Source organism: Curtobacterium sp. MCBD17_030, assembly GCF_003224255.1.
GTDB lineage: Bacteria > Actinomycetota > Actinomycetes > Actinomycetales > Microbacteriaceae > Curtobacterium.
Window position 1 is genome coordinate 311,933 of the sequence record NZ_QKLI01000001.1, and the last position, 12,779, is coordinate 324,711.

Below are 12,779 nucleotides of genomic sequence, written 5' to 3' on the forward strand. Positions count from 1 at the left end.
CGGTGAACTCCTTTGAATCAGGTGGTGAGTGCAGCCGCGATGACCGCCACCGCCGCGGGGACGTCCCGCGTCGACAGGGTCAGCACCGGGCGGCCGTGCTCGGCGAGGACACTCGCGTCACCGGCTGCCTGGGCTCGGATGAGCCGGCCGAACGTGAACGGGCGGCCGGGGACGGCGAGGTCGTCCTGCTCGTCGGAGACGATCTGCAGGAACACTCCGTTCGCGGGGCCGCCCTTGTGGTACTGGCCCGTGGAGTGCAGGAACCGGGGCCCGAAGCCGAAGGTGACGGGCCGACCGGTGCGAGCGGCCAGCTGGTCGCGGAGCGACACCAGGCCGGCACCGGCGGCGCGGTCCACGTAGGCGTGGACGGCCACGTAGCCGTCGGCACCGAGACCGGCCAGGAGGCCCGACACGGCCTCGGCGAGCGTCGTCCCGACGTCGACTCCACCCGTCGCGGACACGGCGATGCCGTGCTCCTCGAAGGCCGGCGTGACGTCCGGTGACGCAGGACCGTCGAGCAGCGTGCGGGCGGCGACCTTGGCGGCCTCCACGTCGGGCTGGTCGAAGGGGTTGATGCCGAGCAGCCGCCCGGCGACCGCGACCGCGTACTCCCAGACGAGGAACTGACCACCGAGCGTGCCGGTGATCTCCAGCTCGCCGTCGGCGACGTGGCGCTCGTCCTCGCGGGACCCGACGAGCCGCACGACCTGGAGGTCGGGCAGACCCGCGCCGAGTTCTGGGGCGTCGACGTCGAGGACGACGGGGAGCAGCCCCGTGCCGTCCTTGCCGGTCGACTCGGCGATGAGCTGTTCGACCCAGTCACCGAAGCCGAGGATGTGGGTGCCGTCCGCGACGATGGCGATCTTGTCGCGCAGCGGAGCGGTCCCGCCGAGGACCGCGCCCAGCACGAGGCCGGGGTTCTCGTCGGTGTCGACGGCGAGCAGCACACTGATGGCGTCGGCTTCGTCGAGGAGCTCCGCGATGTCGGCGCCGGCCAGCCCGGCCGGGACCAGCCCGAAGGCGGTCAGTGCGGAGTAGCGGCCGCCGACGGTCGGATCGGCGGTGAAGGCGCGGTACCCGGCCTGCTGCGCCGCGGACTCGAGCGTGGAGCCCGGGTCCGTCACGACGACGATCCGCCCGGCGGGGTCGATGCCGGCGTCCTGGAACGCCTGCTCGAACACCCGGCGCTGCGAGTCGGTCTCGAGCGTGGAGCCCGACTTCGACGACACGACGAGCACGGTGCGCTCGAGGTCGGTGAGCGCGGCCCGGACCTGCGCGGGATCGGTGGAGTCGAGCACCACCAGTGGCACGCCGGCGGTCCGGGCGATGACCTCCGGCGCGAGCGACGATCCGCCCATGCCCGCGAGGACCACCCGGTCGACGCCCTGCTCGTGCAGCTGGTCGCGGAGTGCCACGACCTCGGCGACGAGCGGGCGCGAGACCGAGACGGCCTCGACCCAGCCGAGGCGGTTCGACGCCTCGGCTTCGGCTGCAGGACCCCACAGCGCGGCGTCCTGGGCCGTGATCCCGGACGCCACCAGGTCGGTGACGAGGCGCGGGACCACCGTGTCGATGGCCCGCGCCGCGTCACCGCTGGCGGCGATGGAGACGGTCACTCTTACTTGGCGTTCTCGAGGGCCGTCTTGACGGTGTCGACGAGCTCGCCCCACGAGACGTTGAACTTCTCGACGGCCTCCTTCTCGAGGAGGTCGACGACGTCGTCGTAGTCGATGCCGACGGCGGCGAGCTGGTCCATGACCTGGTTCGCGTCGTCGAAGGTCCCGGCGATGGCATCGCCGTGGATCTGACCGTGGTCGAACGTGGCCTCGAGGGTCTTGCCCGGCATCGTGTTGACGGTGTTCGGGGCCGCGAGCTCGGTCACGTAGAGGGTGTCGGGCAGCGACGGGTCCTTGACACCGGTCGAGGCCCAGAGCGGGCGCTGCGTGTTCGCGCCGGACTCGAGGAGGCCGAGGGCACGCTCGGTCGCGAACGCCTGGGTCCACACCTGGTAGGCGAGCTGCGCGTTGGCGATGCCGGCCTTCGACTTGAGCGCGGTCGCCTCGTCCGAGCCGACGGCGTCGAGACGCTTGTCGATCTCGGAGTCGACGCGCGAGACGAAGAACGACGCGACCGAGTGGATCTTCGAGAGGTCGTGGCCGGCGGCCTTGGCCTTCTCGAGGCCACCGAGGTAGGCGTCGATGACGGCGCGGTAGCGCTCGAGCGAGAAGATCAGGGTGACGTTGACCGAGATGCCGGCGCCGATGACCTCGGTGATGGCCTCGAGCCCGTCGACGGTCGCCGGGATCTTGATGAGGACGTTCTCCTTGCCGACCTTGTCGAACAGGAACTTCGCCTGCTCGATGGTCTTCGCGGTGTCGTGCGCGAGACCCGGCTCGACCTCGATGGAGACGCGGCCGTCGAAGCCGTTGGACGAGGCGTAGATCGGGGCGAAGATGTCGGACGCGTCGGCGACGTCGCGCGTGGTGATCTCGAAGATCGCGTTCGTGACGTCGGTGCCCGCAGCGGCGAGCTCCTTGACCTGCGCGTCGTAGCGCTCGCCCTTGGCGAGGGCCGAGGCGAAGATCGTCGGGTTCGTGGTCACGCCGACGACGTTGCGGTCCGCGATGAGGTTCTCGAGACGGCCGGTCTCCAGCAGCTCACGGGACAGGTCGTCGAGCCAGATGCTCACGCCGACGGCGGAGAGGGCTTCGGTGGGGGTGGTGTCAGTCATTCGCTTCTTCTCTGCTTCGTTTTCGTTCGTCGGCTCCGGGGAGCCGTGGTCTGTGCGGGGGTCGAGCCCCCGGCACGGGAGGGACGTGGCGGGACCGCCACGGGCCTCCCGTGCGGAAGGGCCGGGCCCGGATGTCCGGACCCGGCCCGGTGGGTCAGGACGCTGCTGCGATCGATTCCTTGGCAGCCGAGATGACGTGCTCGGTGGTGAAGCCGAACTCCTCGAACAGCTTCTGGTAGTCGGCCGAGGCACCGAAGTGCTCGATCGACACGCTGCGGCCGGCGTCGCCGACGATGTCGCGCCAGCTCATCGCGATCCCGGCCTCGACCGAGACACGGGCCTTGACGGCCTTCGGCAGGACCGACTCGCGGTACGCCTCGTCCTGCTCGAAGAACCACTCGAGCGACGGGGCGGACACGACGCGGGCGTTGATGCCCTCGCTCTTCAGCTGCTCACGGGCGTCGACCGCGATCTGGACCTCGGAGCCGGTGCCGATGAGGATGACGTCCGGAGTGCCGTTCGGCGCTTCGGCGAGGACGTACGCACCCTTGGCGACGTTCTTCGCCGAGGCGAAGACCTCGCCCGAGGCGTCACCGTCGCCACGCTCGAAGACGGGCAGGTTCTGGCGGCTGAGCGCGATGCCGGCCGGGCGGTCCTGGTGCTTGAGCATCTCGAGCCAGGCGTACGCGACCTCGTTGGCGTCCGCGGGGCGGACGACGTCGAGACCCGGGATCGCACGGAGGGCGGTGATCTGCTCGATCGGCTGGTGCGTGGGGCCGTCCTCGCCGAGGGCGATGGAGTCGTGCGTCCAGACGTAGATCGCGGGCGCCTTCATGAGGGCGGCGAGACGGACTGCCGGACGCATGTAGTCGCTGAAGATCAGGAAGGTGCCGCCGAAGGGGCGGGTGTTGCCGTGCAGGACGATGCCGTTCAGGATCGAGCCCATGGCGTGCTCGCGGATGCCGAAGTGCAGCACGCGGCCGAACGGGTCCGTCGTCCAGGTCTTCGTCGAGGCCTCGGCCGGACCGAAGGACTTGCCGTCCTCGATCGTGGTGAGGTTCGACTCGGCGAGGTCGGCGGAGCCACCCCAGAACTCGGGCATCAGCGGCGCGATGGCGTTGATGACCTTGCCGGAGGCGGCGCGGGTCGAGACGGCCTTCTCGGTGCTGAACACCGGGAGGGCGGCTTCGAGGCCCTCGGGCAGCTGCTTCGCCTGCACCCGGTCGAACAGTGCCTTCTTGTCGGCGTTGGCCGCGGCCCACGCGTCGAAGGTCTTCTGCCACTCGGCGTGCTCGGCCTGGCCCTTGGCGATCGCGCCACGGGTGTAGTCGAGGACCTCGGGGTCGACGTCGAAGGTCTTCTCGGTGTCGAAGCCGAGGACCTCCTTCAGGCCCTTGAGCTCGTCGGCACCGAGGGCCGAGCCGTGGATCTTGCCGGAGTTCTGCTTGGTGGGCGACGGCCAGCCGATGATCGTCTTGATGACGATCAGCGACGGCTTGTCGTGGACCTGCTTGGCGGCCTCGACGGCGGCGAAGAGTGCTTCGGCGTCCTCGTGGTACTCGCCGGTCTTCTTCCAGTCGACGACCTGGACATGCCAGCCGAGCGCCTCGTAGCGGGCGTGGACGTCCTCGGAGAACGCGATGTCGGTGTCGTCCTCGATCGAGATCTGGTTCGAGTCGTAGAAGGCGATGAGGTTGCCGAGCTGCTGGCGACCTGCGAGCGAACCGGCCTCGTTCGTGACGCCTTCCTGCATGTCACCGTCACCGGCGATCACGTAGGTGTAGTGGTCGAACGGCGACTGACTGGCCGGGGTCTCCGGGTCGAACAGGCCGCGCTCGAAGCGCTGCGCGTAGGCGAAGCCGACCGCGGACGCGAGGCCCTGGCCGAGCGGTCCGGTGGTGATCTCGACACCGTCAGTGTGGCCGTACTCCGGGTGACCCGGCGTCTTGGAGCCCCACTTGCGGAGGTGCTGGAGGTCGTCGAGCTCGAGGCCGTACCCGTGCAGGTAGAACTGCACGTACTGCAGGATCGATGCGTGACCCGCCGACAGGATGAAGCGGTCGCGGCCGATCCACGTGGAGTCGCTCGGGTCGCGACGCATCACCTTCTGGAAGAGGAGGTGAGCCAGCGGCGCGAGGCTCATCGCGGTGCCGGGGTGACCGTTGCCGGCCGCCTCGACAGAGTCGGCGGCGAGGACGCGGGCCGTGTCGACGGCCTTCCGGTCGATGGCGTCCCAGGTGAATTCAGCCACTTGGATGTTGACCCTTCATTGATGCGACATGTGCGAGGGCTCGTGCCATCGCACGGACATGGTGCCCACCCGGGGCTCCGTCGCGGCGCCGTTGCCGGCGGCCGACCGGCTCGATCGCGGCCGACGTCTTCGGGGCACGCTGCGGGAGGGCCTCTCCAGCATAGTGAACCGGCACTCAGAAGGTGCCCAGGTGACCGACGGGCCTCGGTGGCCGTTCGGTGGCCGGTCGCCGTCCGGGCGTGTCCCGGACCCGCTGCGATGCGGCCGGACATCGTCGTGGTGCCCTCGATCGCGTAAACTGATCGTGATCCGCGACCATTCCGCGGACACGCGCGCCCGGACGCCGACGGTGACGTCCTCCCGAGCGTGCGAGCTGCAGCGAAACAGACTGAGGTTCCCTTGCCGACTGCCACCGTGACCAGGCCAGACACCGTTCGTCGGTCGATGCTGTCCCGCAAGGTCCGGGCGTACGTCTCGCTCACCAAGCCGCGCGTGATGGAGCTCCTGCTCGTCACCACCGCGCCCACGATGTTCCTCGCCGAGCGCGGCGTGCCCGACCTGTGGCTCGTGTTCTGGACGATGCTCGGTGGCGCGATGTCGGCCGGCTCGGCGTCCGCGTTCAACTGCTACATCGACCGCGACATCGACCGCCTGATGAAGCGCACGAGCACACGTCCGCTGGTGACCGGTGAGCTCTCGGACCGCGAAGCGCTGGTGTTCTCGTGGATCCTCGGCATCGTGTCGACCGCGGTCCTCGTCGTCTTCGTGAACTGGTTGGCGGCTGCGTTGAGCGTCGCCGCGATCCTCATCTACGTGTTCGTCTACACGCTCTGGCTCAAGCGCCGGACCCCGCAGAACATCGTCTGGGGCGGCTCTGCGGGGTGCATGCCGGTCCTCATCGGGTGGGCGGCCGTCACCGGCTCGCTGACCTGGGCGCCGGTCGTCCTCTTCATGGTGATCTTCCTCTGGACGCCGCCGCACTACTGGCCGCTGTCGATGAAGTACCGCGACGACTACGACGCCGCCGACGTGCCGATGCTGGCCGTCGTGCGCGGGCGGACCGTCGTCGGGCTGCAGGTCGTGCTCTACGCCTGGGCGACCCTGGTCTGCTCGCTGCTGCTCGTCCCGGTCGCGAACATGGGCCCGCTGTACACGGTGGTCGCACTCGCTGGCGGCATCTGGTTCGTCGTCGAGTCGCACCTGCTCTACAACCGGGCGATCCAGCACATGGAGCAGGTGCACCCGATGCGCGTGTTCCGCAGCTCGATCACGTACCTGACGCTGCTGTTCATCGCGGTCGGCATCGATCCGCTGCTCCCGCAGGTGTTCACGTTCACGATCTGATCCACCCGGTGTGACCACGGGCCCGGCCTCCTCGGAGGTCGGGCCCGTCGTCGTTTCGGGGGCGGGCGCGGCGGGCGACAGTTCACCGCAACGTGGCCGCGCTCATCTGTCGCTTTCGCGCCCGTGGCCAGACGGCAGCGGCGTGCGGGGCGCGGTGCCGGCGGACTCCTGCGCGGAAGCGACCGTTCGGCCGAAGGTGCACGCAGACGTGTTGCGTCCGGGGCCAGGACCGGGTCCGCGGCCGTCCGGGAGGCACGGATCGCCACTCGCGGACGGCTGCCGTGACGAGGGAGGTGGCCGGCCCGCAGCCGCGGTGGGGCCGAGCCGGGTCAGGCCCGGACGGCGTCCCGACCGGCACTCGAGCGGGTGGAGAGCACCACCGCGGTCACCGCCGCGACGAGCAGGCCGGCGAGCACCATGTGGGTGCCCACCAGGCCGACGGGCAGGCCGGTGCGGGCCTGGGTGAGCCCGACCGCGATCTGGACGAACTCGACGACGAGCAACAGCAGCGCGCTCCTGCTGGAGATGCCGAGGCGGACCGCTCCGATGACGAGCACGAGCGTCAGGGCGAAGGTCGCGTAAGCGGGGATCGCGTGCAGGTGCTCCATGAGCTGCGTGTCGAAGCCCGTCCGGTGCACGGCGCCGCCGTCCACCCGCTCGCTCGCGCCGGCGTGCGGACCGCTGCCGGTGGTGAGGATGCCGACCAGGACGGTGACGGCGACGGCGACCACGGTGCTGCGGACGACGGCGAAGTACCAGCGGGGCACGATGCGGTCGCGGACACGCGGGCCGTTCACCGAGCGGTAGACGAGTGCGGCGGTGATGCTCGTCAGGACGGCGGAGACGACGAAGTGCAGTCCGACGACGAACGGGTTGAGGCCGGAGATGACCGACACGCCGCCGATGACGGCCTGGACGGGGATCGCCGCGCCCTGGGCGAACGCCAGCCAGAACAGCTCCGGCCGGGTCTTCCGCATCCGGACGACCGCCAGGAACATCGCGATCGCGACGACGACCAGCACGAAGGTGAGGAGGCGGTTGCCGAACTCGATGACGCCGTGGATGCCCATCTCGGGCGTGGACACGAGCGAGTCGGTGGTGCACTTCGGCCAGGTGGGGCAGCCGAGGCCGGAGGCGGTCAGGCGGACCAGCCCACCGGTGCCGATGAGCACGACCTCGACGACGAAGGACGCCCAGGCGAGGACCACGACGCGCGGGTCGACGGTGCGGGGGAGTGACCACCAGGTGGTCGGAGTCCGGACGTCCTGCTCGACGGTGGGGCCGACGCGAGTCACGAGGGTGGTGCCTTCCTGTTGTTCCGGGCCCTGGACCTGTAGGATTCGAGGGTTCAGCAGCAGTCAAGTCTAGGCAGGCGCCGGCTCCGAATGAGCCGTGATCGCCGATCGGTCCCGCGACTGCGTGGAAGCATCGACGTTGCGAGGCAGCAACACCATGGACCGCCGTGTCGGCGGCCTGCGGTGGAATGGTGTCCGACACCACCGGGTTGTACCGGAGACGCTGTTGCGAGAAGGAAACGAGGAGACCATGTCCGACGTGCTCATCGACCGTCCAGAACTCGAAGGGCTCGGCCAGTACGAATTCGGCTGGGCCGACTCCGACGCGGCCGGCGCCTCTGCGCGCCGTGGCCTGTCGGAAGAGGTCGTCACCGACATCTCCGGCCGCAAGGGTGAACCCGAGTGGATGCGTGCCAACCGGCTGAAGGCGCTGAAGCTCTTCGACCGCAAGCCGATGCCCTCGTGGGGCGCCGACCTGTCGGACATCGACTTCGACAACATCAAGTACTTCGTGAAGTCGACCGAGAAGCAGGCCGAGTCGTGGGAGGACCTCCCCGAGGACATCCGCACCACGTACGAGCGCCTGGGCATCCCGGAGGCCGAGCGTCAGCGCCTCGTCGCCGGCGTCGCCGCGCAGTACGAGTCCGAGGTCGTCTACCACCAGATCCGCGAGGACCTGGAGCAGCAGGGCGTCATCTTCATGGACACCGACACGGCGCTGCGCGAGCACCCGGAGCTGTTCGAGGAGTACTTCGGCACCGTGATCCCGGCCGGCGACAACAAGTTCGCTGCGCTGAACACGGCCGTGTGGTCCGGCGGCTCGTTCGTCTACGTCCCGAAGGGGGTCCACGTCGAGATCCCGCTGCAGGCCTACTTCCGCATCAACACGGAGAACATGGGCCAGTTCGAGCGGACGCTGATCATCGCGGACGAGGACTCGTACATCCACTACATCGAGGGCTGCACCGCCCCGATCTACAAGTCGGACTCCCTGCACTCGGCCGTCGTCGAGATCATCGTGAAGAAGAACGCCCGCGTCCGCTACACGACGATCCAGAACTGGTCGAACAACGTCTACAACCTCGTCACGAAGCGTGCGATCGCCCACGAGGGCGCGACCATGGAGTGGATCGACGGCAACATCGGGTCCAAGGTCACGATGAAGTACCCGTCCATCTACCTCGCCGGTGAGCACGCCAAGGGCGAGACCCTGTCCGTCGCCTTCGCCGGCCCCGGCCAGCACCAGGACGCCGGCGCGAAGATGATCCACATGGCGCCGTACACGACGTCGTCGATCGTCTCGAAGTCGATCGCCCGTGGTGGCGGTCGTGCCGGGTACCGCGGTGAGGTCCGGGTCGACCCGGGCGCACACCACTCGGCCAACACGGTCCGCTGTGACGCGCTGCTCGTCGACACCGTCTCGCGGAGCGACACCTACCCGGCGATCGACATCCGTGTCGACGACGTGCAGCTCGGCCACGAGGCCACCGTCTCCCGCGTCAGCGAGGAGCAGCTGTTCTACCTCATGTCCCGCGGCATGGCCGAGGACGAGGCCATGGCGATGATCGTGCGCGGTTTCATCGAACCCATCGCCCGCGAGCTCCCGATGGAGTACGCACTCGAACTCAACAAGCTCATCGAGATGAGCATGGAAGGATCCGTCGGCTAGATGTCCAGCACCACCCCTCCTCCCCACATCGACCAGCCGACGGAGCCCGCGAGCACGCTCTCGTCGGGCGGTACGGACCAGCACGGCGCCCGGGCGCACTCCGACGGCGGCTGGGACACCAAGGTGCCGGTGCAGACGCGTTCCGAGCGGTTCCGCTCGGGCGACGTCGACGCCTTCCCCGTCGTCACCGGCCGAGAGGTCAACTGGAAGTTCGCCCCGCTCGCCAAGATCCAGCCGCTGCTCGACGGCCCGCTGGACGGCTCGGCGTACCCCTTCCTCGCGACCCAGTCCGCGGGCGCCGACGTCGAGTGGGGTCGTAGCGACGACCCCCGCGTCGGCGGCGCCGGACTGCCGGAGGACCGGGCGGCCGCGGCCGCCTGGAGCGCGCGTGACGCCGTCCTGGCGATCACCGTGAAGGGCACCGACGAGCACGAGTTCATCACGGTGACCCGCTCCGACTTCGGCTCGCGGGCGCGCGCGGCGCACACGGTCATCACGGCCGAGCCGCAGGCGCAGGGCATCGTCGTCATCGACAACCGTGGCACGGCGCTCCTCAGCGAGAACGTCGAGGTCGTCGTCCGCGACGGCGCACGACTCACCGTCGTCTCGGTCCAGGACTGGGACGACGACGCGGTGCACGTCTCGACGCACTTCGCCGAGGTCGGCCGCGATGCCTTCCTCAAGCACGTCGTGGTCTCGCTCGGCGGTGACGTCATCCGCGTCAACCCGTCCACGCACCTCGGTGCGCAGGGCGGCGACGTCGAGATGTACGGCGTCTACTTCGCCGACGCCGGCCAGTACATCGAGCAGCAGGTCTACGTCGACCACGACGCGCCGAACACCCGCAGCCGGGTCAACTACAAGGGCGCGTTGCAGGGCCAGGGTGCGCACACGGTGTGGATCGGCGACGTCCTCATCGGACGTTCGGCTCCCGGCACGGACTCGTACGAGCAGAACCGCAACCTGGTCCTGACCGACGGCACGCGCGCCGACAGCATCCCGAACCTCGAGATCGAGACGGGCGACATCACCGGTGCCGGCCACGCCAGCGCCACCGGTCGCTTCGACGACGAGCAGCTCTTCTACCTGCAGGCCCGCGGCATCCCGGAGGAAGAGGCACGTCGTCTCGTCGTCCTGGGCTTCCTGGTCGAGGTGATCCAGAAGATCGGCGCGCCCGAGCTCGAGGAGCGTCTCATCGCCGCCGTCGAGCAGGAGCTCATGGAGGGCCGGACGGTCCTCGCCGCGCCCGCCGCCGAGGCTGCTGCCGCCGGGTCTGTTGCCGCCGGGGTCGACGCCTGATGGCCGAGAAGGTCTGCGCCGAGAGCGACATCGCGGTGGACAGCCCGATGCGTGCGGTCGTCGACGGCACCGCCGTCGCGATCGTGAAGGACTCGGCCGGCACCGTGCATGCCATCGGTGACACCTGCACGCACGGCGACATCTCGCTGTCCGAGGGCTTCGTCGAGGGCGACTCGCTGGAGTGCTGGGCGCACGGGTCGCAGTTCTCGCTGACGACCGGCAAGCCGAAGAACTTCCCGGCGTACGAGCCGGTGCCGGTCTTCCGGGTCGAGGTCCGTGACGGCGACGTCTACGTCGACGTGCACGAGCCGGTCCCGGTCGACTGAGCGCCACCCCACACTCTTCCCGCGGCTGACGCCGCACCACAGCTGCAACCGAAGGAACGCAATGTCCACTCTCGAAATCCGTGACCTGCAGGTCGCCATCGACACCGACCAGGGCGTCAAGGAGATCCTCAAGGGCGTCGACCTGACGATCAACGAGGGCGAGATCCACGCGATCATGGGTCCGAACGGCTCGGGCAAGTCGACCCTGGCGTACACCATCGCCGGTCACCCGCGCTACCACGTCACCGGCGGCTCGATCACCCTCGACGGCCAGGACGTCCTGGCGATGAGCGTCGACGAGCGTGCCCGCGCGGGCATGTTCCTCGCCATGCAGTACCCGGTCGAGATCCCCGGTGTCACGGTGTCGAACTTCCTCCGCACCGCCAAGACCGCGATCGACGGCGAGGCTCCGGCCCTCCGTGGCTGGATCAAGGAACTCCGCACCTCGATGGCGGACCTCAAGATGGACCCGGCCTTCGCCGAGCGCAACGTCAACGAGGGCTTCTCCGGTGGCGAGAAGAAGCGCCACGAGATCATGCAGCTCGAGCTGCTCAAGCCGAAGTTCGCCGTCCTGGACGAGACCGACTCCGGCTTGGACGTCGACGCGCTGAAGATCGTGTCCGAGGGTGTCAATCGTGCCAAGGGCGCGACGGGCCTCGGGGTGCTGCTCATCACGCACTACACGCGCATCCTCCGCTACATCCGCCCGGACTTCGTCCACGTGTTCGTCGCGGGCAAGATCGCCGAGCAGGGTGGCCCCGAACTGGCGGAGCGCCTCGAGAACGAGGGCTACGACCGCTACGTGCAGGCCGCCGCTGCCGCACCGGCGGAGTGACGATGATCACCACACTGGCACCGCAGAAGTTCGACGAGGTCGTCGAGGGCCTGAAAGAGGTGCAGGACCCGGAGCTCGGCGTCAACATCGTCGACCTCGGCCTCATCTACGACCTGGCCTGGGACGACGAGGCGAGTGCGCTGATCATCAGCATGACCTTGACGAGCGCCGGCTGCCCGTTGACCGACGTCATCGAGAACGACACCGCGAACGCGCTGGACGGGATCGTCGACGCGTTCCGCATCAACTGGGTCTGGATGCCGCCGTGGGGTCCGGAGCGGATCACCGACGACGGTCGCGAGATGATGCGCGCACTCGGCTTCTCGATCTAGCCACGAGAGCCCGAGACGGACGGGAGGCCCGGTACCAGCTGGTACCGGGCCTCCCGTCCGTGCGTGGTGCGGAGTGCGCTCAGCGGCGGCCGAGCGCCTTCCACGCCAGGGGCAGCACGCCGGCCGCGATGAGCGCCTTCGCGACGCCGCCGACGACGAACGGGTACAGGCCCGCCGCGAGGACCGACTGGAGGTCGTTCGGGGCCCCGAGGGCGCCGAGGGCGACGGCGAGGTACGGCAGGCCGGTGACGAAGGGGATCGCGCTCGCGAGCAGCATCGCCACCGCCGCGCGCCCGACCTTGCGGTCCCAGTTGCGACGCGCGAGCCACCCGACGAGCCCGGCGGCCGGGATGAAGCCGATGACGTACCCGAAGCTCGGCAGGGCGAGGGCCTGCAGGCCGCCCTGCGCGTCGGCGAAGAACGGCGCGCCGGCCAGTCCGACGACCGCGTAGACGAGCATCGACAGGACACCTCGGCGGGCACCGAGGGTCGCGCCGACGAGCACGACGGCGAGCGTCTGACCGGTCACGGGGACCGGCCACATCGGCACCTGGACCTGCGCCAGGACGGCGGTGAACAGCGCGCCGCCGGCGATCAGGGCGGCGTCGGTGGCGAGACCGTGCGTGCGCAGACGGTCGGCGAGGACTGCGCGGGGAGCGAACCCGGTGGCGTTCGTCATGGATTCTCCTAGAATGGA

11 protein-coding genes are annotated in these 12,779 nt (G+C 69.4%); 6 read left to right on the forward strand and 5 right to left on the reverse strand.

Annotation, left to right across the window (positions count from 1 at the left end; all coding sequences use genetic code 11):
• Positions 1-17: 17 nt before the first annotated feature.
• The 3 genes from DEI89_RS01385 to tkt all read right to left on the reverse strand — a co-directional run bounded on the left by DEI89_RS01385 (position 18) and on the right by tkt (position 4,982).
• Positions 18-1,616: a glucose-6-phosphate isomerase gene (locus DEI89_RS01385; RefSeq protein ID WP_110902230.1), complete on the reverse strand. Its 1,599-nt coding sequence runs from the start codon at positions 1,614-1,616 to the stop codon at positions 18-20.
• Between the two features lie 2 nt (positions 1,617-1,618).
• On the reverse strand, positions 1,619-2,731 hold the full coding sequence (tal, locus tag DEI89_RS01390; RefSeq protein WP_110902231.1) for a transaldolase: 1,113 nt from the start codon (positions 2,729-2,731) through the stop codon (positions 1,619-1,621).
• A 154-nt stretch (positions 2,732-2,885) separates the two neighbouring features.
• Complete coding sequence (tkt, locus tag DEI89_RS01395) at positions 2,886-4,982, reverse strand: transketolase (protein WP_110902232.1); 2,097 nt, start codon at positions 4,980-4,982, stop codon at positions 2,886-2,888.
• Between the two features lie 414 nt (positions 4,983-5,396).
• On the opposite strand from tkt, the gene DEI89_RS01400 reads away from it, so the two are divergent.
• Positions 5,397-6,326, forward strand: coding sequence for a heme o synthase (locus DEI89_RS01400; RefSeq protein WP_181421450.1), 930 nt, complete (start codon positions 5,397-5,399; stop codon positions 6,324-6,326).
• A 329-nt stretch (positions 6,327-6,655) separates the two neighbouring features.
• On the opposite strand, the gene DEI89_RS01405 is transcribed toward DEI89_RS01400, so the two are convergent.
• A complete protein-coding gene (locus tag DEI89_RS01405; RefSeq protein WP_110902234.1) occupies positions 6,656-7,621 on the reverse strand; it encodes a heme A synthase in 966 nt (321 codons plus the stop codon).
• A gap of 250 nt (positions 7,622-7,871) precedes the next feature.
• On the opposite strand from DEI89_RS01405, the gene sufB reads away from it, so the two are divergent.
• The 5 genes from sufB to DEI89_RS01430 all read left to right on the forward strand — a co-directional run bounded on the left by sufB (position 7,872) and on the right by DEI89_RS01430 (position 12,082).
• Positions 7,872-9,290 (forward strand): Fe-S cluster assembly protein SufB, encoded by a 1,419-nt coding sequence (gene sufB / locus DEI89_RS01410; protein ID WP_110902235.1) that lies wholly within the window; start codon positions 7,872-7,874, stop codon positions 9,288-9,290.
• Entirely contained in the window at positions 9,291-10,589 is a 1,299-nt protein-coding gene (gene sufD / locus DEI89_RS01415) for a Fe-S cluster assembly protein SufD (RefSeq protein WP_110902236.1), read from the forward strand.
• Entirely contained in the window at positions 10,589-10,915 is a 327-nt protein-coding gene (locus DEI89_RS01420) for a non-heme iron oxygenase ferredoxin subunit (RefSeq protein WP_375537759.1), read from the forward strand. Before sufD ends, DEI89_RS01420 begins: the two co-directional genes overlap by 1 nt.
• A gap of 61 nt (positions 10,916-10,976) precedes the next feature.
• On the forward strand, positions 10,977-11,750 hold the full coding sequence (gene sufC, locus DEI89_RS01425; RefSeq protein WP_110902237.1) for a Fe-S cluster assembly ATPase SufC: 774 nt from the start codon (positions 10,977-10,979) through the stop codon (positions 11,748-11,750).
• A 2-nt stretch (positions 11,751-11,752) separates the two neighbouring features.
• Positions 11,753-12,082, forward strand: coding sequence for a metal-sulfur cluster assembly factor (locus DEI89_RS01430; protein WP_110902238.1), 330 nt, complete (start codon positions 11,753-11,755; stop codon positions 12,080-12,082).
• Positions 12,083-12,161: 79 nt separating this feature from the next.
• Here the strand turns inward: DEI89_RS01430 and DEI89_RS01435 are convergent, their stop codons facing one another.
• Complete coding sequence (locus DEI89_RS01435) at positions 12,162-12,761, reverse strand: biotin transporter BioY (RefSeq protein WP_110902239.1); 600 nt, start codon at positions 12,759-12,761, stop codon at positions 12,162-12,164.
• Between the last annotated feature and the right edge of the window lie 18 nt (positions 12,762-12,779).

Excerpts from the sequence above, each read along its gene's own strand:
- tal (WP_110902231.1), bottom strand. The coding sequence starts at position 2,731 with ATGACTGACACCACCCCCACCGAAGCCCTCTCCGCCGTCGGCGTGAGC.
- sufB (WP_110902235.1), top strand. The coding sequence starts at position 7,872 with ATGTCCGACGTGCTCATCGACCGTCCAGAACTCGAAGGGCTCGGCCAG.
- sufD (WP_110902236.1), top strand. The coding sequence starts at position 9,291 with ATGTCCAGCACCACCCCTCCTCCCCACATCGACCAGCCGACGGAGCCC.
- DEI89_RS01420 (WP_375537759.1), top strand. The coding sequence starts at position 10,589 with ATGGCCGAGAAGGTCTGCGCCGAGAGCGACATCGCGGTGGACAGCCCG.
- sufC (WP_110902237.1), top strand. The coding sequence starts at position 10,977 with ATGTCCACTCTCGAAATCCGTGACCTGCAGGTCGCCATCGACACCGAC.
- DEI89_RS01430 (WP_110902238.1), top strand. The coding sequence starts at position 11,753 with ATGATCACCACACTGGCACCGCAGAAGTTCGACGAGGTCGTCGAGGGC.
- DEI89_RS01435 (WP_110902239.1), bottom strand. The coding sequence starts at position 12,761 with ATGACGAACGCCACCGGGTTCGCTCCCCGCGCAGTCCTCGCCGACCGT.